Below are 22,454 nucleotides of genomic sequence, written 5' to 3'. Positions count from 1 at the left end.
TTCCGGGGCGCCCGAAGGGCGAACCCGGAATCTCGAGATTCTCAGGTGCGCAATTGCGCACCATAGTTCGATGCTCGCGCATCGCCCCGGAATGACGACGCAAGAACAACGGTCCACCATGCGCCTGCGAATCCATCACACGACGACCTATCGCTACGAGCCGCCGGCCACGAGCGTGATCCAGATCCTGCGCATGACGCCCGGCAGCCATGACGGGCAGTATGTGGCGGAATGGCAGATCGACGTCTCGACCGACACCAAGCTCGACACACACGAGGACGCCTTCGGCAACGTCACCCATGTGCTGACTTGCGGACCGGTCGACGACATCAAGATCACCGCCGAGGGCCTGATCGAGACCCATGACACCGGCGGCGTGCTGCGCGGCGCAGACGAGCGGTTTCCAGCCGGCATGTTTCTGCGCTCCACCGACCTCACCTCCGTCAATCCGGCGATGATGGCGGTTGCGCGCCAGTTGCGCAGCGAAGCAGAGAACGACACGCTCGGCTTCCTGCATACGTTGATGGCCGAGATCAGCGATCACATGACCTTCGACGAGGACCCGACCAACAGCGGCACCTCGGCGGCCGAAGCGTTCACGCTCAAGCGCGGCGTCTGCCAGGACTACGCGCATATCTTCATCGCCTGCGCCCGCAGCGGCGGGGTGCCGGCGCGCTTCGTCTCCGGCCACTTCCTGCGCTCGGACGGCACGGTGCACCAGGACGCCGGCCACGCCTGGGCCGAGGCCTACGTCCCCGATCTCGGCTGGGTCGGCTTCGATCCGGCCAACAGCATCTGCGCCACCGACGCCCATGTCCGCGTTGCGATCGGGCTCGACTATCTCGGCGCGGCGCCGGTGCGTGGCACACGCTATGGCGGCGGCACCGAAACGCTGACGGTGTCCGTCAAGGTCGAGCAGGCCGGCCGCGGCGGGCAGTCGCAATCACAGTCACAACGGCAGAGCTAGGTGGCGGCCGAGCGCATGCGCCGTGCTACAATCGCAGGATCAGATCAGACCCGCGAGGTGGCCCATGGCGACTGTAAGACTGCTTTCGGACGACGAACTCTCCAGCGAGGCGCGCGCCGTTTTTGACGATATCCGAAAGGTGCGCGGGTCGGATTTCGTCAACAATTTCTGGCGCGCGCTGGCGCATGATCCGAAGACGCTGCGGCGGACCTGGGAGAGCATCAAGGAAGTGATGGCTCCCGGCGCGCTCGATCCCAAGACCAAGGAAATGCTCTATGTCGCGGTTTCGATCGCGCATGGCTGCAGCTACTGCATCCATTCGCACACGGCCGCGGCACGGGCCAAGGGCATGACCGAGGCCGAATATGGCGAGTTCCTCGCCATCGTCGGGATGGCCGCCGAGACGAACCGCCTGGTCACAGCGCTCGGCGTGCCGGTCGACGAGGCGTTTCTGGTCGATGCGGCGGATTGAGCGACAAAGTTGGCTGTCATTCCGGGCGCGCGCAGCGCGGGCCCGGAATCTATCGGGCCACAAAGTTCGTGGATGAATGGATTCCGGGCTCGCGACGTCGTCGCGCTCCGGAATGACGCCCGGAATCGGGGGTTGGACCGGCCCCCGAAATTGGCTAGTAATTCCGCGCAAACGCGTTCGGGGACTGGAAATGACCTATTGCTGCGGAATCCTGGTTCGGGACGGTCTGGTGATGATCGCCGACACCCGCACCAATGCCGGTCTCGACAACGTCTCGACCTTCCGCAAGCTGCACATCTTCTCCAAGCCCGGCGAACGCATCATGGCGATCGCCAGCGCCGGCAACCTTGCCATCAGCCAGTCCGTGCTCTCCACGCTGACCGAAGGCCTGGAAGACCCCGACACGGGCGAGATCGAGACGCTGATGAACGCGCCGACCATGTTCCAGGCTGCGCAGCGCATCGGGCGGGCGATCCGGGCGGTGCATGCGACCGAAGGACCGGCGCTGAAATCCGAAGACGTCTCGTTCGACGTCTCCTTCCTGTTCGGCGGCCAGATCAAGGGCTCGCGGATGCGCCTGTTCATGGTCTACACCGCCGGCAATTTCATCGAGTGCACCACTGACACGCCGTACCTGCAGATCGGCGAGCACAAATACGGGAAGCCGGTGCTCGACCGCGCCATGCATTACGACGTCGAGCTCTACGAGGCGCTGAAGACCGGCCTGATCTCGATGGACTCGACCATGCGCTCGAACCTCGGCGTGGGCCTGCCGATCGACGTGCTGGTGGTACGCGCAGACGCCTGCGAGGCCGATCTCAATCACCGCATCGAGGCGGGCGAGCCCTATTTCCACGATCTGCGCTCGCGCTGGTCGGCAGCCTTGCGCGCGGCGCACCAGAACATCCCGCGGCCGCCCTACAAGAACGAAAAAGAACCGAAAACCTGACAGCTTGATGGAAAAGGCAGGAAACGATGAGTGAAGCGAAAAAGATCGCATTGGTGACGGGCGCCGGAACCGGCGTCGGGCGCGCGGCGTCGCTGGCGCTGATGAACGCCGGCTTCACCGTGGTGCTCGCAGGCCGCCGGCTCGACATGCTCGAGGAGACGGCGAAGCTTGGCCCGGCGGGAAAAAGCCTCTGCGTCCCCGCCGACATGACCAAGCCGGATTCGATCGCGGCACTGTTCGACAAGGTGAAGGCGACCTATGGCCGGCTCGACGTGCTCTTCAACAATGCCGGCATGGGCGCGCCGGCGGTGAACTTCGAGGACCTCAGCCTCGAGCAGTGGCAGGCGGTGGTGAACACTAACCTGACCGGCCCGTTCCTGTGCACCCAGCACGCCTTCCGCATCATGAAGGACCAGAACCCGCGCGGTGGCCGCATCATCAACAACGGCTCGATCTCGGCGCATGCGCCGCGGCCGTTCTCGGCGGCCTATACCTCGACCAAGCACGCCATCACGGGCCTGACCAAGGCCAGCAATCTCGACGGCCGGATGTACGACATCGCGGTCGGCCAGGTCGACATCGGCAATGCCGCGACTCCGATGACGGACCGCATGGTCAACGGCCCCGGCGTGCTGCAGCCTGACGGCACGACCAAGCACGAGCCGCGCATGGACGCGAAAGCGGTCGGTGACGCGGTCGCCTACATGGCAAGCCTGCCGCTCGACGCCAACGTGCTGACCATGACGGTGATGGCGACCAAGATGCCGTTCGTGGGGCGGGGCTGACGGAAACTCGCGAAACAACCCCATGCACAGTAGGCGTCAAGGGGCGCCTGTTGTTGCTGGCTGCGGGGGTTACGCGAGTTAAGCCCCGTCATTGCGAGCGCAGCGAAGCAATCCAAACTGCCTCCGCAGCACGATTCTGGATTGCTTCGTCGCTCCGCTCCTCGCAATGACGTGGAGAGGACGGAGGACTACTCCAAGCTCTCCACCTTCCGCAGGCTCGGAAACAGCTTCATCCAGAGCAGCGCCACCGCGACCGTGGCAACGCCGCCGAGCACCGCCGCCGGCATCGCGCCGAACAGCGCGGCCGCCACGCCGCTCTCGAACTGGCCGAGCTGGTTCGAGGCGTTGATGAAGAGGAAGTTGACCGCACCGACGCGGCCGCGCATCTCGTCGGGGGTTGAGAGCTGAACCAGCGAGAAGCGGATCACGACGCTGATCGTATCGGCTGCGCCGAGCACGGCGAGCGCGAGCACCGACAGCCACATCCAGGACGACAGCGCGAACACGATGGTGGCAACGCCGAACACGATCACGGCCTGGAACATGCGCAAGCCGACGTGACGCGAGATGGCATGACGGGCCAGCACCATGGTCATCAGCAGCGCGCCGACGGCCGGCGCCGCACGCAGCACGCCGAGCCCGATCGGGCCGGTCTGGAGGATGTCGCGGGCATAGATCGGCAACAGCGCGGTGACGCCGCCGAACAGCACCGCGAACAGATCGAGCGAGATGGTGCCGAGGATCGCCGGATTGCTGCGGATGAAGCGGACGCCCGCGAAAATATTGTCCGAGCTTGTCCCCTCCCTGGCCACCGCCTGCGGACGCGGCCGGACGAAGCCGGTCAGGATCATCCCCAGGATCCAGAACAGCACCATCAACGCATAGGCGAGATGCGGCGCCACGGCGTAGGCAAGACCGCCGAGCGCCGGCCCGGTGATGGTCGCAACCTGCGCCGCGCCGCTGGAGACGGCGGTGGCACGCTGGAGCGAGCCTTGGGGTGCGATCAGCGGCAGCAGCGCCGCCGTGGTCGGGCTCTCGAAGGCGCCGGCAATGCCGAGCATGAAGGTCGCGATGAATATCTGCACCTCGCCAGCCACGCCGAGATAGGTGATGACGGCGAGATAGAGCGCGGTCGCCGCCTCCACGAGTTGGCAGAGCTGGACCACGCGCTTGCGCTCGTAGCGGTCGGCGGCATGGCCGGCGACGAACACCAACAGCGCTGTTGGGAGGAACTGCACGAGGCCGACCATGCCGAGATCGAAGGCCGAGCCGGTGAGATCGTAGATCTGCCAACCGATCGCGACCGCCGCGATCTGGCTGGAAAAGCGCGACAGGCTGCGCGAGAGCAGAAAGAACAGGAACGTGCGGTGGGAGAGGAGCGCGCGGGCGCTGACCGGCGGATTGGCTGATATCGGCTGCTCTGGCATCGCCTGTTGGGTCACCCCCGGGCCGTCCGCCCCCTGATCTCAAGGCTCCGCGTGACTGAGGCGGGCCAGCTTGTCAACAACGGGACGTCTGCAACATGTCCCGCATTGCCTTTGCATCGCAGGCGCGGCCATAATCATTGAAGGTTTGGGGACATCATGCTGCGGCTGCAATCGGCACTCGGCATTTTCGCATTGCTGCTGATCGCCTTCGCGCTGGCAGAGAATCGGCGCGCCGTCTCGCTGCGGCAGGCGGCGATCGGCCTCGTCGCCACCTTCGTCACCGCGATCGTACTGTTGAAGGTGCCCGTTGTCGCGCGCGCCTTCGGCGCCATCAACGACGCGGTCGGCACGATCTCCGCGGCCTCGCGCGCCGGCTCCTCGTTCGTGTTCGGCTATATCGGCGGCGGTCCCCCGCCGTTTGATCCAAAAGCGCCCGGCGCCGATTTCATCCTGGCGTTCCAGGCGCTGCCGATCGTGCTGGTCATGAGCGTGCTGACGACACTGCTGTTCTATTGGCGCGTGCTGCCGCCGATCGTGCGCGGCATGGCTTGGCTGCTCGAACGCACGCTGGGCGTCGGCGGCGCCGTGGGGCTGTCGACCGCAGCCAACATTTTCCTCGGCATGGTCGAGGCGCCGCTGTTCGTACGGCCGTATCTGAAGCAGATGACACGCAGCGAGCTCTTCCTGGTAATGACGGGCGGCATGGCCGGCATCGCCGGCACGGTGCTGGTGCTCTATGCGACGCTGCTGGCGCCCCTCATCCCCGATGCCGCCGCGCATTTCGTCATCGCGTCCGTGCTGGGCGCACCGGCCGCGATCCTCGTCAGCCTGATCATGATACCCGAGACCTCAGACAAGCGCACCGGCGGCACGCTGGAGGATCCCCGGGTTGCTTGCGATCCCGAGATGGAAGTCTCCAGCACGATGGATGCGATCGTGAAAGGCACGAGCGCAGGGCTCGAACTGCTGCTCAACATCGTCGCCATGCTGCTGGTGCTGGTGGCGCTGGTCTATCTCGTCAACGCCATACTCGGCCTTCTGCCAAACATCGGCGGCGCCGCGATCTCGCTGCAGCGCCTGCTCGGCCTGGTCATGGCGCCGGTGTGCTGGCTGATGGGGTTGCCGTGGGACCAGGCGATCACCGCCGGCAGCCTGATGGGCACCAAGACCGTGCTCAACGAGTTGATCGCCTATGTCGACTTTTCGAAGCTGCCGGTCGACGCGCTCGATGCGCGCTCGCGTCTGATCATGCTCTACGCGATGTGCGGCTTCGCCAATTTCGCCAGCCTCGGCATCATGATCGGCGGCCTGGGCGTGATGGCGCCGGATCGGCGGGAGGAGATCAACGCGCTCGGGCTGAAGTCGATCGTGTCGGGCACGCTGACCACGTGCTTGATGGGGGCCGTGGTGGGGGTGCTGGCGTAGGCTCCTGCCGTCATTGCGAGGAGCCCTTGCGACGAAGCAATCCAGACCGTTCCCGCAGATGCATTTCTGGATTGCTTCGCTTCGCTCGCAATGACGAGTGGACAGAGATGTGTGCGGGTTTCAGACAGCCCCCTACGCCTTCAGCTCCACCGTCTTGAACTCCGCCGGCAGGATCACCTCCAGCAGTTCGACATCGTCCGAATAATCCAAAATCATGTGCCTGATCTTCGGCGGCTGCGTCCAGGCGCTGCCTTGCTTCATCAAGGTCTCGCCCTGCCCGTCCATATAGGTCTTCACCCAGCCCTTGAGCACGTAGACCATCTGGAATTCGACGTCGTGAAAGTGCAGCTTCGACACTTCCGCGGGATTGCACGGGCCCTGCAGCCGGATCACATGCGCCTGCGCGAGGCCGTGGGTCGCCTCTGCGATGCCGAGATCGCGGTACTTGGCATAGGCACGCAGACCGTCGGCCTTGAAATCCTCCTCACGGTGATGGCTGATGGCGATGCGCTGCTTCGGCCGCGCGGCCTTCTTCGGAGCGACGGTGCGCGCCTTTGCCTTCACCGCCTTGCGTGCCGAGGATCGCGCGGAAGCCTTGACGCCGCTCCGCTTCTTCACCGCGGTCTTCGTTGCGGGTCTTGATGCCTTTTGCTTGGCCATTGTCTGCCTCCCTGATCTGAGCCGCGCCCGCCGGCCGGGCACAACTCGAGAGCAGATTACCCAGTCTTGGGCGAGGCAGCAATTGCGAGGCTTGCGGGAATGCTCGACGAACCCGACCGGCCGTAGCTTGTCCCAGGCTGTCCTGGCGAGGGGGCATCGTCTCGAATTCATTTTCCCGCTGAACTAGGCTCGCCGAGAGATTCTGGGGGAATTGATCCATGAGCAACAGCGTCGGTCGGCGTGCATTCCACAATGCCCGGCTTCAGAAACGGCAAAAGGCCGAAGTGCTGCCATTGCTCGGGCACGCACTCCAGTTGCACAAGACGGGACTCCTCTCCGAGGCCCAGGCGGCCTATCGCCAACTCCTGCAGATCGCGCCCAACCAATTCATTGCGCTGCATATGCTCGGCACTTTGGAGTCCGATGCCAAAAACTATCAACAGGCTGAAAGCTTACTGAGCCGAGCGGTTGCCGTGGATCCGCGATCTGCCGAAGCTCATGTGAGCTTGGGCGTCGCGCTGAACGGGCTCAAGCGTCACGAAGAGGCCCGCGAGAGCTATCGAAAGGCCCTCGCCTTGCGACCCAACTACGCCCTCGCCCTGTCCAATCTCGGCAATGCTAGCGCGGCCCTCGATCTTCACCACGAATCGCTCGATAGCTACGACAGGGCGCTCGCAATCGATGGAAACCTTGCCGAGGCCCACAACGGCCGGGGGTCTGCGCTCTGCCGCTTGCGCAACTATGACGAGGCTCTCGCAAGCTTGAACCGCGCGCTCTCGATCAAGCCCGACTATGCCGCCGCGCTTGCGAACCGCGCCGTTGCATTGCGGGAGCTACGGCGATTTGACGAGGCCATGGCGGACTGCAATCGCGCAATCGCCCTGGCACCCGGCGACGTGAACGGGTGGCTCTGGCGTGCCAATGTCCTGCTCCAGACCCAGCAAATTGCCGAGGCATTGTCCGATTGCGAGAGGGCTCTCGCAATCGCTCCCGATTCAGATCAAGCCCACCTGGTGCTGGGCCTTTGCCTCGCCGGGCTGGGCCGGGTCGACGAAGCCCTCGACAGCTTCGACAGAGCTCTCGACATCCGGTCCGACCTGCAGAGCGCGATCTCCAGCAAGATATTCACGCTCGATTTCGCGCCGAACGCCAGCGTTGAACAGCATCAGCAAGCGCGGCGAGTCTGGTGGGAGCGGATCGGAGCGAAGATCGCTTCAGAAGCGGCGGCACCGCATGGCAACAACCGGGATCCGAACCGCCGTCTCGTGCTCGGCTACGTCTCGTCGGACTTCAATGCGCATTCGGCCGCGTTCATTTTCAAGCCGGTCCTGCAACACCATGACCGGGCACGGTTCGAAATCGTGTGCTACTCTTGCTCTTCGAAAGTGGATGCGACGACAAGCGAATTTCAGGGGATCGCCGACCGCTGGCGCGACGCCGCGCAATGGACCGACGATCGTCTCGCCGCTCAGATTCGCGCCGATCATGTCGATATCCTGATCGATCTGTCCGGCCACACCAGAGGAAACCGCCTCGGCGTGTTTGCGCGCAAGCCGGCGCCGATCCAGGTCCATGGATGGGGCCATGGCACCGGCACCGGGCTGCCGACGATCGATTATCTGTTCTCGGACCCCGTCGCGATTCCGGTTGCGGTTCGGCATCTTTTTGCGGAGACCGTCGTCGACCTGCCGTGCTTCGTGACGCTCGCGCCGCTGCCGGGGCGGATTGCGCGGGCGCGGGCGCCGGCTCTCTCGAACGGCTTCGTGACGTTCGGTGTGTTCAACCGCATCAGCAAGATTTCGGACGAGGCCGCGGCCGTCTGGTCCAGGATTCTCGAGCGGGTCCCCGGCTCGCGACTGCTGATCAAGGATGTTGCACTGGACGATCAACTGGTCCGCGACAAGCTGCTGGCACGATTTGCGGCTTGCCGACTGCCGGCCAGTCGCGTCGATCTGCTCGGAGCCACGCTGCGGGACGAACATCTGACATCGTTCAATCGTATCGACATTGCCCTCGACCCATTCCCACAGAACGGCGGCGTCAGCACATTGGAAGCCTTGCAGATGGGCGTGCCTGTGGTGGCGAAGCTCGGGAACAGTCTGCCCAGCCGTGCGGCCGGCGCCATTCTCAGCGCGCTTGGGCTACCGGACTGGGTGGCGGATAGCGATGAGGCGTATGTCGACATCGCAGCCAGCCGCGCGGCGCGAATCTGCGACCTCGATCAATTGCGACGCGAACTGCCCAGCCAGATCAACGCTGCGGCCCTCGGCAACCCAGTCTCATATGCGCGAGCGGTGGACGACGCCTATCGCGCCATGTGGACACGCTATTGCAACGGTGGCGTCTGATCCCTGCCTCAGTGCAGCCGGAACACGCCATCCACGGCGCGCAGCTCGGCCGGCTTGATCAGCTTGGAATGCGCCACGGTGACCGAATGGAGCGGGCCGTCGAGCTTCTCCTGCCAGAACGCCAGGAAATCCTTCAGCGCCGGAAATTTCGGAAACATGTCGTAGTTTTGCCAGACGTAGGTCTGGAGCAGCGAGGGATGATCCGGCATCCGGTACAGAATTTGTGCCGTCGTCAGCCCGTAACCCAGCATCTGTTTCCGGAAATCGTCGGAAACGCCCCCAACGCGCAGTCCCATGCCAAACCTCCTTTGCAGGAGCGCATTCAGGGGTGGCTTGGATCGGTGCCCCGGGAGCCACCCGGAAAAGATGCGCTCACATGTGAGAAATGTGACGCAAACTGACAACTCATCTCAAGCCCAAAAGTTTAACAAGCTGTTGAAATTCAATGCTTTAGCAGCAGATCCCACTCCGTGCTAATACGGCTCCGGCGCCGGTTAACGATGGCGAAGGGATTCTGGCAGTCCACGCTTTGGGGTGCTAATTTTTCTGCTACAAACCCTTGCCCCCGCAAAATTCCTGCCCTATTTCAGCTTCGCCCGTGCTAGCACTCGCGGGCAACGACTGCTAACAATCTCAAAATCCGTAACTCGTGCAAATGTTTAGGAGGACTGCATGAAATTCCGTCCGCTTCACGACCGCGTCGTGGTCAAGCGCATCGACGCAGAAGAGAAGACCGCTGGCGGCATCATCATTCCCGACACTGCCAAGGAAAAGCCCTCCCAGGGCGAAGTCGTCGCCGTGGGCCCGGGTGGCCGCGACGAGTCCGGCAAGCTGATCCCGATCGACCTGAAGGTCGGCGACCGCGTGCTGTTCGGCAAGTGGTCCGGCACCGAGGTCAAGATCGACGGCCAGGACCTGCTGATCATGAAGGAGAGCGACGTGATGGGCGTTCTCGAGGTCAGCGAGTCCAAGAAGAAGGCGGCCTAACAGGCCCGCACTCCATCCAGTCAAACATTCCAAGGAAAAAATCCAGATGGCAGCCAAAGAAGTCAAATTCTCGGTTGAAGCGCGCGACAAGATGCTGCGCGGCGTCGACATCCTCGCCAACGCGGTGAAGGTCACCCTCGGTCCGAAGGGCCGCAACGTCGTGCTCGACAAGTCGTTCGGCGCTCCCCGCATCACCAAGGACGGCGTCACCGTCGCCAAGGAGATCGAGCTCGAGGACAAGTTCGAGAACATGGGCGCGCAGATGGTGCGCGAAGTCGCCTCCAAGTCCGCTGACGCGGCCGGCGACGGCACCACCACCGCCACCGTGCTCGCCCAGGCGATCGTCCGCGAAGGCGCCAAGTCGGTCGCCGCCGGCATGAACCCGATGGACCTCAAGCGCGGTATCGACCTCGCGGTCGAAGCCGTCGTGGCGGACCTCGTCAAGAACTCCAAGAAGGTCACCTCGAACGACGAGATCGCCCAGGTCGGCACCATCTCCGCCAACGGCGATGCCGAAATCGGCAAGTTCCTCTCCGACGCCATGAAGAAGGTCGGCAACGAGGGTGTCATCACCGTCGAGGAAGCCAAGTCGCTCGAGACCGAGCTCGACGTCGTCGAGGGCATGCAGTTCGACCGCGGCTACATCTCGCCCTACTTCGTCACCAACGCCGACAAGATGCGCGTTGAGATGGACGACGCCTACATCCTCATCAACGAGAAGAAGCTCTCCTCGCTGAACGAGCTGCTGCCGCTGCTGGAAGCCGTGGTGCAGACCGGCAAGCCGCTGGTGATCGTCGCCGAGGACGTCGAGGGCGAAGCCCTCGCGACCCTGGTCGTGAACCGTCTGCGCGGCGGCCTGAAGGTCGCGGCCGTCAAGGCTCCGGGCTTCGGCGATCGCCGCAAGGCCATGCTGCAGGACATCGCGATCCTCACCGGCGGCCAGGCGATCTCGGAAGACCTCGGCATCAAGCTCGAGAACGTCACGCTCAACATGCTCGGTCGCGCCAAGAAGGTGATGATCGACAAGGAGAACACCACGATCGTCAACGGCGCCGGCAAGAAGGCCGACATCGAGGCGCGCGTGGCCCAGATCAAGGCGCAGATCGAGGAAACCACCTCGGACTACGACCGTGAGAAGCTCCAGGAGCGTCTCGCCAAGCTCGCGGGCGGCGTCGCGGTGATCCGCGTCGGCGGCGCGACCGAGGTCGAGGTGAAGGAGCGCAAGGATCGCGTTGATGACGCGATGCATGCGACCCGCGCGGCTGTCGAGGAAGGCATCGTCCCGGGCGGCGGCGTCGCCCTGCTCCGTGCTTCCGAGCAGCTCAAGGGCCTGCGCACCAAGAACGACGACCAGAAGACCGGCGTCGAGATCGTGCGCAAGGCGCTGTCGGCTCCCGCCCGCCAGATCGCGATCAACGCCGGTGAAGACGGCTCGGTGATCGTCGGCAAGGTGCTGGAGAACAAGTCGTATGCTTTCGGCTTCGACTCCCAGACCGGTGAGTACGGCGACCTCGTCAAGAAGGGCATCATCGATCCGACCAAGGTGGTCCGCACCGCGATCCAGAACGCAGCCTCGGTTGCCGCGCTCCTGATCACCACGGAAGCCATGGTCGCCGAGCTGCCCAAGAAGGGCGGCGCCGGCCCGGCGATGCCCCCGGGCGGCGGCATGGGCGGCATGGACTTCTAAGTCCAGCCTCTCAGGTACGGTCGAGACATGCGAAACCCCGGCAGCGATGCCGGGGTTTTTGTTTTGCCTGCCACACGCAACAGTAGCACAATCGGTCATTCCGGGGGCGACGAAGTCGCGAGCCGGAATCCATTTCACCGCTTACTCATGGCCTATTACGTTTACCTCCTCGCAAGCAAGAAATACGGCACGCTTTACATCGGCGTGACGAACGACATCATCCGCCGCATCCATGAACAATAAGAACAAAGTCGTCGCAGGGTTCAGCAAGCGCTACTCCGTTGACAGGCTGGTCTGGTTCGAGATCTACGATGATCCCGCTACGGCCATCAAACGCGAAAAGGAATTGAAGAAGTGGCGGCGGGACTGGAAGGTTCGGCTCATTGAGGAGAAGAATCCTCAATGGATCCGACCTGTATCCGCAAATTGCGAGCTGAGCTTGCGGATCAATGGATTCCGGGCTCGGCGCTTCGCGCCGCCCCGGAATGACGGCGCGAGGTGATGGGCGACGGAACCGCCTCACTCCACCTTCCCCAACCGCTCGAAGCGCGGCTCGCCGTCTTCGTCGAGCGACCAGATGATCCGGGTCACCTTGCCCACGAGGTTGTCCATCGGCACGAAGCCGATCGTCGGCATGCGGCTGTCGCTGGAATTGTCGCGGTTGTCGCCGAGCGTGAACAGATGGCCGGAAGGCACCGTGAAGACGTCGGTGTTGTCGAGATAGCCGTCGTCGGCGCAGTCGTACGTCACGTAGGACGCGCCGTTCGGCAGCGTCTCGCGCCAATTCCTGACTTTCGCATCGTCGGTGCCACAGGCGACCTCGCCGTCCGTCTCCCTCAGGGCGACGCGAGTCACCGGCTTCTCATTGAGAAAGAGCCGGCCCTGCCGCATCTGGATGCGGTCACCGGGCAGCCCGACTACGCGCTTGACGTATTCGACCGAGGTGTCCCTTGGCGTTCGGAACACGACGATGTCTCCATACTCGGGCTCGGCGGCAAAGATGCGCCCCAAAATCCAGGACGGCGCGAAAGGAAACGAAAAGCGGCCGTAGCCATAGGCATATTTCGCTGCGAGGACGTAGTCGCCGACCATCAGCGTCGGCGCCATCGAATTGGAGGGGATGTTGAACGGGTGATACAGGAAGTAGCGAACCACGAACGGTGGCGACCACAGCACCGGGATCAGCAGGATCAGGATGAGAATCGCCTTCCATTCCCGCGACCGCGCCGGCGGCCGGATCGTTTCCTGAAGAGTGGTCATGCAGCTGCCTTGATCAAGTCCGTGTCGGTGCGAGATTACGCAACTCCGAGATGCGCGCAATCTCCGCTCCGCGACTTTGGTCGCACGGACCTCGTCGCGCGTTCATCGCCAGCGACGCGACCGGTGTGAAGGGCCGCCCGTGGGCGACCCTTCTGCTTCAAACGCTCTCGGGCGCCTTCAGGCGCACGAGCCGGGTCAGCAGGGCGTCGAGGCCCTCGCCTTCGCCGGCATGGAGGTCGATGCGGCCGACCTTCTCGACCAGCCGCTCCAGCGACTCCAGCTCCTTGAGCCGCAGCAGCAGGGGGTTCTCCTCCATCAGGCGGGCGGTGTTCAGGAGCGACCGCGTCGCCGCTGTCTCCTCCTGCCGGCGGATCAGGTTCGCCTTCGCCACCCGCTCCGCCTCCACCACCTTGTTCACCAGCTCCCGGATCTCGCCGGGCAGGATCACGTCCTTGACGCCGAGCTCGGTCACCTCCACGCCGGACTCTGCGACGCGTGCCCGCACATAGTCGCGCAGCTCCGCATCCAGCGCCGCCTTCGCGGACAGCACCTCGTCCAGCGTCCGGCCCGCGACCGCTTCGCGGATCGCGAACTGCACCAGGCGGTACAGCCACGCATCCACGTCGGGCACGGCCGCGACCGTCCGCTCGGGATCGACCACCCGGCGGAACGCCGTCAGCGTCACCCGCAGCGCGATGCGGTCCCTGGTCAGCATCTCCTGCGCGGTGATCTCGACCGCCTGGGGCCGCAGGTCGAGGCGCTTCACCTCGATCTTGCGGCCGACGGTCCAGAAGGCGTGCCGGCCGGGCGCGAGCCGCTCCACGAGCCGGCCCTCGACATAGAGCAGGCCGGCCTCGTGGTTCTCGACCACCGTTTCGCTGACGACGGTCGAGCGGCCCCGCTCGATCATGGTCAGGTGCCGCGCATCGGCCCGGACATCGCTGGACACATCGATGCGCTCGACATCGATGCGGGTCGCGACCTTCCAGTAGACACGCACCTGCCAGGGCGTCATCAGGTGCACGGGCCGCCCGTCGAGGCTGACGATGGCGATCTCGTCCGCCGTGGTCTCGACCGCCTCGAACAGCTCGGCGGCCAGATCAGGCCGCGCGGCCTTCAGCACCGCGTAGCGATCCGCGGAGAATTCGCTGCGGACCACATCGAGCACCTCGGCCTTCAGCTCGTGCAGGGGATCGAACAGGCGATGCTTGCCGGGCGCGAGCACGCGCACGAGCTGCCCATTGCGCGTGAGCAGCGCACGCTCGCCATCCTTCACCGTCACGTTCAGCATCAGCAAATGCCAGGTCATGGCACGCCTCCATCATGTTGCCACCGGCCGAACGCGGCCGGACAGCTGGTTTCGCTTGCAAAGGACGTGAGGACGCGGACGACGCTTCCCGGGAAATCGGGCGGGCCGGGGCTTGAGCTTGCACGATGACGGGCGCACGCGCGCGATCGCCCGACGCGTGTCGAGCGGTCATGCGGAGCCACCCCGCATCGGCGCAAGCGGTATCTACCCGCGGCGCAGAGCCGGTCTCACAGTGTCTAGGTTCGGACGAAAGCCTTGCGGCAAACGGCCGGACTGCGACTGAAGCGCGCGTCCGGTCCTCGTCAGAGGTATCAGCTTTTCAGACTGAAACGGAGCGCTGGAGCGGGATTCGAACCCGCGACACGATGATTAACGTCACCTGCTCTACCCAACTGAGCTATCCTTTGGTTGGTACAAGAAATCGGAATCGAACCGATGCCTTCGGATTTTACCCCGACGCTCTCCATGAGCTACATCCTGCATCTTCGTTAGGCGGAACACGAAACCGGAGACCGGCCCGCGCCAGTCGGGATCTCAGAGAGCCCGAACCCATGGCCATCGCGAAGGAGCGGGCTAATAGACGAAGCACGTTCGGGTTGCAAGGGGCAGGTTGAAGATTCTTCGTCACTGCTTGCGTGCTGTGACGCGATCGTCACAGTGATATGCGACGTCAATTGCGCGAGGTGTCCTGAAAACAGGCCCTCACCCACTCGATGGTCACGCGGGTCGCGGGATCGCGCTTCAGGTGGTTCTGCACCAGGAGCCAGACGTCGCGCCGTCTCGGCAGCAGCGTCGCGCGCAGGCTGCGGTCGGCGAGTAGCGGCGCGCAGCTGTGTTCGGGCAGCACGCCGATAGCCTGATGCGACTGGATCATGGTGCGGATGATGCGGACATTGTCGGTGATGCAGCGCACGTTCGTCAGACGCTTGGCACGCAGGAATTGCTGCTCGGGGATCGCGTCGAGTTCGTCGGGATAGATGCACGCCACCGGCTCGGCTCCGCTGCGGTCCGCGGGTTCGAAGAAATACAGCCTGACCTCGCCGAGCTTGGAGATGGTGAAATCGCCCTTCTCCGGCTTGCGCAGGCGAATGGCGAGGTCGGCCTGCCAGCGCGAGAACTTGACGTTGCCGCTCGAGGTGAGGAATTGCAGCGTCAGGCCCGGGTGATCGCGCAGGAAGCTGCTCGCATGCGGCGCCAACAACTCTTCGGCGACTGCATTGGTGGAGGCGATGCGCAACCGCCCGACCGGGCCGGATTGGGTCTCCTTGATGCGGTCGATCGCTGCGGCATGCGCCGCCATCGCACCGACATGTTCGAGCACCGCCTCGCAATGGCGCGTCGGCCGGCGCAGCCCGTCCACCGCTTCGAACAGCGGCACACCGAGATCGCGCTGGATGCGCGCGAGCCTTCGGCCGACGGTGGTCTCGTCGATGCGCAGCCGCGCGCTGGCGCCGGCATAGGTGCCCTCGTCCCTGACCGCGGCGATGATGCGCAGATCGTCCCAGTTCATTCCACGAGCCTAGCAGGCGACGGCTTGTCCTGCAAATTTGCAGCCATGTGCCGCAATATTCCTGCACAATGGCAGGCTCCGGCCGCGCTAGGGTCACGTCATCCGACATCCACAAGAAGGCTGGCCAGCATGACCGCTCCAAAGACCCTGCTCGAACTCTCCGGCGCCGATCTCAGTCCGCCGAAGCTCAACGAGGCCTGCCTCGTGCTGATCGACATCCAGAACGAATATTGCGCCGGTCCGCTCGCCCTGCCCGATGCGCAGCCCGCGATCGCCGCGGCTGCGCGCCTGCTCGCACGCGCCCGGGAGAGCGGAGCTGCGATCTTCCACGTCGCGCACAAGGGCCGCGCCGGCGGCCTGTTCGACCGAGAGGGCGCGCGCGGCGCGATCGTCGAGCGCCTAACGCCGCTCGCCGGCGAGCCCGTGATCGAGAAGACGCTGCCGAATGCCTTCGCCGGCACCGACCTGCAGGCCCGGCTTGCCACGACGGGGCGCAAGAACATCGTGCTGGCCGGCTTCATGACGCACATGTGCGTCAGTTCGACCGCCCGCGCCGCGCTCGACCTTAACCTGCGCACGACGATCGCGGCCGACGCCTGCGCCACGCGCGACCTGCCCGACGGACGCGGCGGCACGCTGGACGCCCGGACGATCCACCAGGTCGCGCTGGCCGAACTCGCGGACCGCTTCGCGATCATCGCGCAAGTCGCAGCATTGACTTGATGGAGCATGCGATGCTGCAGCTCCATTTCTTCCCGATGGGTCCCGCAGGAATCGACATCGCGCAATGGCCGCCCTTGTCTGCCTATCTCGGGCGGATGCAGGCGCGGCCGGCCGTGGGGGGCGCGATCGCGACCGAGATCGAGCTGTTCAAGGCGATGGCAGCGTGAGCGCGCCTTACTCCACCCGCGCCAGCACCGCGAGCTTGCGGATGCCCTTGTTGCGGTAGGCGTCGAGGAATGCGTAGTAGTCCTTGAACGACACGCAGCCGTTGGAGTCGCCGTTCGGCCCGAGCATGAAGGTATGCGCGAGCAGGCCGTCGCGGCCGTAGATCGCGCTCTCGCCGCCGATCGGGGTCAGGCGCAGCGCCGGCACGCCGTGGAACAACGCCTCGCGCGGCTTCAGCGTGTAGATGTGCGGCGGCGTCACGCCGCGCATGCGCTGGCGCTGAGAACGCGGATCGTCGAGATTGGAGCCGAGGCCCGAATGCGCCTCGAGCTTGGTGCCGTCGGGCAGATACACCGTCTTGGCGGTGATGTCGTAGACCGCGGTGTCGCGCTCGTAGGGCGGCGCGCCGCCGAACATCGGGTTCTGCTCCTTCGGCGCGATGGCCGCGGTCACGCTGGCGTCGGCCGAGGCGTAGGCGAGCAGCCCGCCGGACGGCTCGCGCTTGCCCCAGAGCTTTTCCACCATCGACTGGCGCGGACCGGTGATCGACATCACTGCGGCCTTGGCGCGATCGGCGAATGATTTCGGCTTCGCTTCCGGCGCCGGCACGATCTGGGCCGGATCGGCCGAGGCCAGCTGCATTGTGTCAGTGCGCTTGCCCCTGGCAGCATCACCGGTCCTTGCCGGCCCCTGCGGTTTCAGGACGTCGGCGACCTTCGCGATCACGCCCGTCTTCGCGGTCTCCCTGGCGTCGGCAACCTTGGTCGCGGAGGCGGCAGGTTCGACGCTCGTCGCGTTCGATGCCACGCCCTGGGTCGCAGCCGCGGCAAAGCGCTCGTTGAACATCTCGCGCGAGATGGGAGCGGCCACCTGCAAGCGGTCGGGCAGCAGCGCGAAGGTTTCCTTGATGGCCTCGCCGGCCTCTCGCAGCACGACCCTGGGCGCACGCCTGACCACCGGCTCGTCGTAGCCGTTGCTGCCGACGGTCGGATAGACGCTCGCACCGAAGACGTTGCTGTAGACGATCCAGCCCGCACCCATCACGACGCAGCCGATCGCTGCAGCGCCAAGCCAATTGGTCGCGGTCATTTTCCGGGAGGGCTTCCGAAGATTGGACTTCCGTGCCGCGTTGCTCTGCGCAGCGATACTCGTACTCATTCGCCTTGCGTCCAGGACGGTGTCACTCAGTCCCCCTTCGAAGTGCCGCTGGTCACGATCCGGGAACAGCATCTCGCAGAGGGTCGGAGCGTCATTAAGGCGACTTTTAGTTAAATGCGGATTAAGTTCGGGCGGATGTGGGGCGAGGCGTCAATGCTGTCCCGTTTCGAGAAAAAGCCCGCAGAACTACGGACTTAGCGACATCTGTTAACCATGTTTCTCGCCCGATTTGCGTGGACTTCTTCGACGTTTGCGACCGCATCCATGACGCACTCGACAACGTCAATTGTCGTCGTCTTCAACTGGCCCTGACGGTAGCGCGGGAGCGTTGCGCGAGGCTGGTGACTCCGCGCCCGCCGGCCGATGCGGTAACACGCGCATCACGCGCCACACTCCCCGCGTGGCACGGCGCCGTGAACGAAAGTTGATCGTGGCAGGCTGGAAATCGCCCCCACGAGAAGATAGCTGCCATACGTGCACTTTTCAGCAGCCTCTGCGTGTGATACGGTGCCGTATCAACATCGCCTTGAACTGTGCCGAGCACGCAAACGGAGGCTGGCATGAGAGGCTTTTCGCGCGCCGGGTTCTATGCCCTGGGGCTATCATCGCTATTGACCGGCTTTGCCGCCGCACAGCCTGCCGCGACTGCGGGCTGCACGGCGTCCGCGTCGGCCGCCGGCACCCAGGTTTGGCGATGCGGCAACGGCATCACGATCGTTGCGGAAAATGGCGCCCGATTTGAACTAAAAGACGCCAACCGCGACGGACATATAGACTCCGTGGAGTTGAGCAGCAAAGCGCTGCTGATCGAAGTGCCGAAGAAGCCCGGCGGCAATCCCTTCAAGGTGCTCACCCCGCAGGCGATCGCCGCGGTGCGTGGCACGAAATGGGCGGTCGATGTCGCTGACGCCAAGACCTCCGTGTTCGTCGCCGACGGCCGCGTCGGCGTGAGCCGCAGGGCCCGTGGACGCGGCGTCGTGCTTGGACCGGGCGAAGGCGTCGATGTCGAGGCAACCGGCCCATTGACCGTCAAGACGTGGGGCCAGCCCCGCGTCGATGCGCTGATGGCAAGGCTTGGACAATAGACTGGGTCGATTGGACCAGAACGATAGTATTTTGACCATCAAGAGATTGCAAAACCGACCGCATGCGTAGCCGACGCGTCCAGATCCTGGTGGCTCTCGTTCTCACCGCGCTGTGGGGCGCGGGCATATTTGCCGCGCACGCCAATGGCCACCTGCGCTTTCTCGACCGGCTCGAGGCGACACTGACGGACTGGCGGACCCAGATTCGCGGCGTGCGGCAGCCACCCGATCTCGTCACCATCGTTGCGATCGACGATACCGTTGTGAAGCGCGGCGGCAGCTATCCACTGCCGCGCGCGGATCTTGCGCGCGTCGTCGACGCCATCGTGCAGTTCAAACCGAAGGTCGTCGGGATTGATCTCCTGCTCGTCGACCGCAGCGCTGCGATCGGCGATGCCACGCTCGCCAACACGCTCGCTACCGGTCCGATGGTGCTCGCGGCCGCGGCGATCTTCCCCTCCGCCAGCGAAACCGTGGATCCGAGCAGCGAAGGTCCCCTCGCCGTTCTCCCGGAGGCCGAGCGCTTCCTGCAGCCACTGCCCGCATTCTCCGATCACGCCGAGGTCGGCGTCGTCAACGTCGCGACGGGACAATCGGGCTCGCCGCTCTCGGTGCCGATGCTGTTCCGCACCCGAGACAAGGTCGAGCTGTCATTCCCGTTGCGCGTGGCGGCGCGCGCGCTCGACAAACCGCTGACGATCGCACCCGATCATCTAATGCTCGGCGACCGCGCCGTGCCGACCGACACCGATTTCGCGCTGCCGATCACCTATTACGGCCCGCGCCGCACCATTCGCACCGTCAGCGCGCAGAGCATCTTCGACGGCACGCTCAGCCGAGCCGCCATCGAGAACCGGATCGTCGTGATCGGCGCTTCGGTCGCCGGCGGCGGCGACGTCTACCCGACGCCGTTCGATTCACTGATGCCCGGCGTCGAGGTGATCTCGACCGCAATCACCCATCTCGTCGCCGGCGACGGCATCGTGCGCGACGGCAGGGTCCGCATCGCCGATGCGCTCGCTGCGATCCTCTTGCCGATGCTGCTGGTGGCGCTGCTCGCCTGGCGACGCAGTGCACTCGGCATCGTGGCGACGGCGGTGGTGATGATCGCCTGGGCCGGGCTCAATGTGCTCGCGTTCACGCACGGCGTCTGGCTGAACGCCGCGACGACGCTCGTGGCTGCCGTTCCGCCGGTTACGATCTTTGCCGGCGTACAGCTGTGGGCGGGAAGCCGCCGCACGCAATATTTCGCGGCCAAGAGCCGATCGCTCGCGCAATTCCAGGCACCCGCCGTGCAGGAGTGGCTGGCGCGCGATCCCGATTTCCTGTCAAAGCCCGTCCGCCAACACGCAGCCGTGGTCTTCATCGATCTCTCCGGCTTCACGGGGCTGAGCGAACGCACCGATCCGGACGTGCTTCGGGACTTCCTGAAGGCATTCCACGCGCTGATCGAGAAGACCGCGGTGGATTGCGGCGGCATGATCACCGGCTTTCTTGGTGACGGGGCCATGATTCTATTCGGGCTGCCGCGCGCGATGCCCGACGACGCGGCGCGCGCGCTGAAATGTGCGATCCACCTGCATCGCAGCGTCGAGCGCTGGATCGCCTCGCTGCCGATCGCGATCGGCAAACAGCTCGGCTTCAAGATCGGCGCGCATTTCGGCGAGATCGTCGCCTCCCGCCTCGGCGAGAGCCATCAGCACATCACGGCGACGGGCGACACCGTCAACGTCGCGAGCCGGCTGATGGAGGTCGCCGCCCAGAACGGCGCGCAGCTCGCGCTTAGCGATACGCTGCTCGACGCGGCCGACTTCCATGGCACGCCCGCCGGCGTTCTGACAGGGCCCCTGCTCGCCCAGGTCCGTGGCCGCTCGGGCGTCGTGACCGTCTGGTTCTGGCACGACCGGGACGGGCCGCGGCAGGACACGACGAAGGCCGAGACGGTCGACTGAACAGCCGCCGCTTCGTCCCACCACTCCGCCCGTCGCCCCCAAGCGCAAGCCGGTCCTTCGCCGGGAACACCGTCATGGGACCTACCGCGCTTCCGGCGGCGGCGAGCGATCCAGCACGTCGCCCTTGGCGCCTTCCAGAAGATCGATGCCGTAGGTCTCGACCACGAGCGGTCCGCGCTTGCGCTGCAACTGCGCAATCTGCGTCACCTGCGCAAAGAGAGCACTGAGCGCGGGATGGCCTTCGCTGCGCAACTCGTCGACATAGAGCAGCTTGCCGGCGAGCAGCCCGGGGGCGGGCTCGGGCATGTTGACCCAGCGGATGCGCTGGGTTTGCTGCGCGACGCAGGTGCCGCGCGGCAGATAGAAGGCGAGCCAGCCCGTCGTGCCGTAGTCCTGCGCGAGCACGCAGGTCGCGCCGCTGCGCACGCGCAGCGCTTCGATCTCCGCGGCAAGCTCGCGCCAGCCGACGCCGACGCTGCGCACCGTTGCATCGCGGCGATAGCCCGAGAGCCAGCCGGTATTGGCCTGAACGATCAACGCTGCAAACATCACGATGCCGACGGGCGCAGCCCAGCGCAGGCAGAAGTCGACGAGACGCCGCTGGCGCGGCTTCCACTGCGCGAGATTGGCAGCCGCGGCCGCAGCGACGACGAAGGGCGGATAGACCGGCGCGAACCAGTTGGCTTCTACGCGGGCATGCAGCGAATGCCAGACGAAATAGGCGACGATGGTCCAGAACATCGTCTCGATCAGCACGCGCGAGGCCAGTGCGCCGGCACGCTGCCAGGTCAAGGTGTGCAGGCCCATTGCGCCGAGGATGAAGACCAGCGGCGTTGCGAACGCGATCTGGGTGGGGATCAGTTCCGCGATGAAGACGGGGCGAAAGTCCTCGATCTTGGCGCGGCCGAGCTGCTTTGCGAACGAGACCCATTGATGGTCCGCATTCCAGACGATCACCGGAGAGAACAGCGCCAGGGCAACGAGACCGCCGAGATAGGGCCAGGGCGAGAGAAACCAGCGCCTGAGCTTCGGCACGGAAGCGAGCCAGATCAGGATCGCGAGCCCAAAGAACATCGCGGTGTATTTCGACAGCAGCGCGGCGCCGACCGCCGCGCCGACGGCGAGCCACCAGGCCCCGCGACCGGTTTCCAGCACCTTGGCGAGGAAGAACAGCACGAAGCTGGAGGCGACCAACAGCGGCGCATCGGGCGTGACGATCAGCGTGCCGACCGAGGCCATCATCGTGACGTTGAGCAGGATGGCGCTGGTGGCGGCCACACGCACGCCGCCGAACAGGATCGCGGCAGAGCGATAGACGGCGTAGCTCATCGGCAGCGCCAGCAGGATCGAGACGAGGCGGACTCCGAGTTCGGTGTCGCCCGCGATCATCGTGCCGGCGCGGATCACATAGGCGACCATTGGCGGATGGTCGTAGTAGCCCCCGGCGAGGCTCTTCGACCACATCCAGTAATAGGCTTCGTCGAACGTGATCGGCGTGAAGGCGGCTGCGACGAGCCGCAATCCGACCAGCGCGAGAATCAGCAGCGCGGTGTTGCGGACGATCCGCCCGTCGGCTCCGCCCATC

Annotated in this window: 19 protein-coding genes, 2 tRNA genes and 2 pseudogenes; 13 read left to right on the top strand and 10 right to left on the bottom strand. The window is 65.0% G+C overall.

What is annotated here, in order from left to right:
* The first annotated feature begins 118 nt into the window (after positions 1-118).
* The 4 genes from ACYCVF_RS06225 to ACYCVF_RS06210 all read left to right on the top strand — a co-directional run bounded on the left by ACYCVF_RS06225 (position 119) and on the right by ACYCVF_RS06210 (position 3,173).
* On the top strand, positions 119-967 hold the full coding sequence (locus ACYCVF_RS06225; RefSeq protein ID WP_459597913.1) for a transglutaminase family protein: 849 nt from the start codon (positions 119-121) through the stop codon (positions 965-967).
* A 64-nt stretch (positions 968-1,031) separates the two neighbouring features.
* Positions 1,032-1,439, top strand: coding sequence for a carboxymuconolactone decarboxylase family protein (locus tag ACYCVF_RS06220; RefSeq protein ID WP_459597911.1), 408 nt, complete (start codon positions 1,032-1,034; stop codon positions 1,437-1,439).
* Positions 1,440-1,629: 190 nt separating this feature from the next.
* On the top strand, positions 1,630-2,388 hold the full coding sequence (locus tag ACYCVF_RS06215) for a proteasome-type protease (RefSeq protein WP_140480345.1): 759 nt from the start codon (positions 1,630-1,632) through the stop codon (positions 2,386-2,388).
* A 26-nt stretch (positions 2,389-2,414) separates the two neighbouring features.
* Positions 2,415-3,173, top strand: coding sequence for an SDR family oxidoreductase (locus ACYCVF_RS06210; RefSeq protein ID WP_459597908.1), 759 nt, complete (start codon positions 2,415-2,417; stop codon positions 3,171-3,173).
* 188 nt (positions 3,174-3,361) lie between these two features.
* Here the strand turns inward: ACYCVF_RS06210 and ACYCVF_RS06205 are convergent, their stop codons facing one another.
* Positions 3,362-4,600, bottom strand: coding sequence for an MFS transporter (locus ACYCVF_RS06205; protein ID WP_459598026.1), 1,239 nt, complete (start codon positions 4,598-4,600; stop codon positions 3,362-3,364).
* A gap of 156 nt (positions 4,601-4,756) precedes the next feature.
* Between ACYCVF_RS06205 and ACYCVF_RS06200 the strand changes: the two genes are divergently transcribed.
* Positions 4,757-6,025, top strand: a complete 1,269-nt coding sequence (locus ACYCVF_RS06200) for a NupC/NupG family nucleoside CNT transporter (RefSeq protein ID WP_459597906.1) — start codon at positions 4,757-4,759, stop codon at positions 6,023-6,025.
* A 132-nt stretch (positions 6,026-6,157) separates the two neighbouring features.
* On the opposite strand, the gene ACYCVF_RS06195 is transcribed toward ACYCVF_RS06200, so the two are convergent.
* Complete coding sequence (locus ACYCVF_RS06195; protein ID WP_459597904.1) at positions 6,158-6,685, bottom strand: cupin domain-containing protein; 528 nt, start codon at positions 6,683-6,685, stop codon at positions 6,158-6,160.
* Positions 6,686-6,903: 218 nt separating this feature from the next.
* Here ACYCVF_RS06195 and ACYCVF_RS06190 point away from each other — a divergent pair, with 218 nt between their 5' ends.
* A complete protein-coding gene (locus ACYCVF_RS06190) occupies positions 6,904-9,033 on the top strand; it encodes an O-linked N-acetylglucosamine transferase, SPINDLY family protein (protein WP_459597902.1) in 2,130 nt (709 codons plus the stop codon).
* A gap of 8 nt (positions 9,034-9,041) precedes the next feature.
* On the opposite strand, the gene ACYCVF_RS06185 is transcribed toward ACYCVF_RS06190, so the two are convergent.
* Complete coding sequence (locus ACYCVF_RS06185) at positions 9,042-9,329, bottom strand: usg protein (protein ID WP_024340798.1); 288 nt, start codon at positions 9,327-9,329, stop codon at positions 9,042-9,044.
* A gap of 376 nt (positions 9,330-9,705) precedes the next feature.
* On the opposite strand from ACYCVF_RS06185, the gene groES reads away from it, so the two are divergent.
* The 3 genes and pseudogenes from groES to ACYCVF_RS06170 all read left to right on the top strand — a co-directional run bounded on the left by groES (position 9,706) and on the right by ACYCVF_RS06170 (position 12,144).
* Entirely contained in the window at positions 9,706-10,020 is a 315-nt protein-coding gene (gene groES, locus ACYCVF_RS06180; protein WP_024340799.1) for a co-chaperone GroES, read from the top strand.
* A gap of 46 nt (positions 10,021-10,066) precedes the next feature.
* Positions 10,067-11,707, top strand: coding sequence for a chaperonin GroEL (gene groL, locus ACYCVF_RS06175; protein WP_063195265.1), 1,641 nt, complete (start codon positions 10,067-10,069; stop codon positions 11,705-11,707).
* Between the two features lie 147 nt (positions 11,708-11,854).
* Positions 11,855-12,144, top strand: a pseudogene (locus tag ACYCVF_RS06170) (GIY-YIG nuclease family protein).
* A gap of 82 nt (positions 12,145-12,226) precedes the next feature.
* Here ACYCVF_RS06170 and lepB read toward each other — a convergent pair.
* The 5 genes from lepB to ACYCVF_RS06145 form a co-directional block, all read right to left on the bottom strand.
* Complete coding sequence (lepB, locus tag ACYCVF_RS06165) at positions 12,227-12,967, bottom strand: signal peptidase I (RefSeq protein ID WP_459597898.1); 741 nt, start codon at positions 12,965-12,967, stop codon at positions 12,227-12,229.
* A gap of 157 nt (positions 12,968-13,124) precedes the next feature.
* Positions 13,125-14,276, bottom strand: coding sequence for a slipin family protein (locus tag ACYCVF_RS06160; protein WP_459597896.1), 1,152 nt, complete (start codon positions 14,274-14,276; stop codon positions 13,125-13,127).
* 338 nt (positions 14,277-14,614) lie between these two features.
* Positions 14,615-14,679: transfer RNA gene (locus tag ACYCVF_RS06155), tRNA-OTHER, on the bottom strand.
* A gap of 6 nt (positions 14,680-14,685) precedes the next feature.
* Positions 14,686-14,757, bottom strand: a tRNA-Leu gene (locus ACYCVF_RS06150).
* Positions 14,758-14,946: 189 nt separating this feature from the next.
* Positions 14,947-15,786: a LysR family transcriptional regulator gene (locus tag ACYCVF_RS06145; protein ID WP_459597894.1), complete on the bottom strand. Its 840-nt coding sequence runs from the start codon at positions 15,784-15,786 to the stop codon at positions 14,947-14,949.
* 129 nt (positions 15,787-15,915) lie between these two features.
* Between ACYCVF_RS06145 and ACYCVF_RS06140 the strand changes: the two genes are divergently transcribed.
* Complete coding sequence (locus tag ACYCVF_RS06140) at positions 15,916-16,509, top strand: cysteine hydrolase family protein (protein ID WP_459597892.1); 594 nt, start codon at positions 15,916-15,918, stop codon at positions 16,507-16,509.
* 41 nt (positions 16,510-16,550) lie between these two features.
* A pseudogene (locus ACYCVF_RS06135) lies at positions 16,551-16,676 on the top strand (glutathione S-transferase); the annotation flags it as partial.
* Positions 16,677-16,683: 7 nt separating this feature from the next.
* On the opposite strand, the gene ACYCVF_RS06130 reads toward ACYCVF_RS06135, so the two are convergent.
* Positions 16,684-17,763, bottom strand: a complete 1,080-nt coding sequence (locus tag ACYCVF_RS06130; protein ID WP_459606462.1) for a DUF2778 domain-containing protein — start codon at positions 17,761-17,763, stop codon at positions 16,684-16,686.
* Between the two features lie 629 nt (positions 17,764-18,392).
* On the opposite strand from ACYCVF_RS06130, the gene ACYCVF_RS06125 reads away from it, so the two are divergent.
* Together ACYCVF_RS06125 and ACYCVF_RS06120 are read left to right on the top strand one after the other, a co-directional pair.
* Entirely contained in the window at positions 18,393-18,917 is a 525-nt protein-coding gene (locus tag ACYCVF_RS06125; RefSeq protein WP_459597888.1) for a FecR domain-containing protein, read from the top strand.
* A 62-nt stretch (positions 18,918-18,979) separates the two neighbouring features.
* Entirely contained in the window at positions 18,980-20,869 is a 1,890-nt protein-coding gene (locus ACYCVF_RS06120; protein ID WP_459597886.1) for a CHASE2 domain-containing protein, read from the top strand.
* Between the two features lie 81 nt (positions 20,870-20,950).
* Here ACYCVF_RS06120 and ACYCVF_RS06115 read toward each other — a convergent pair whose 3' ends face one another.
* On the bottom strand, positions 20,951-22,453 hold the full coding sequence (locus ACYCVF_RS06115; protein ID WP_459598024.1) for a glycosyltransferase family 39 protein: 1,503 nt from the start codon (positions 22,451-22,453) through the stop codon (positions 20,951-20,953).
* Position 22,454 lies beyond the last annotated feature (1 nt).

Source organism: Bradyrhizobium cedriense (assembly GCF_054602315.1).
This window is presented reverse-complemented; position numbering and strand designations above follow the sequence as displayed.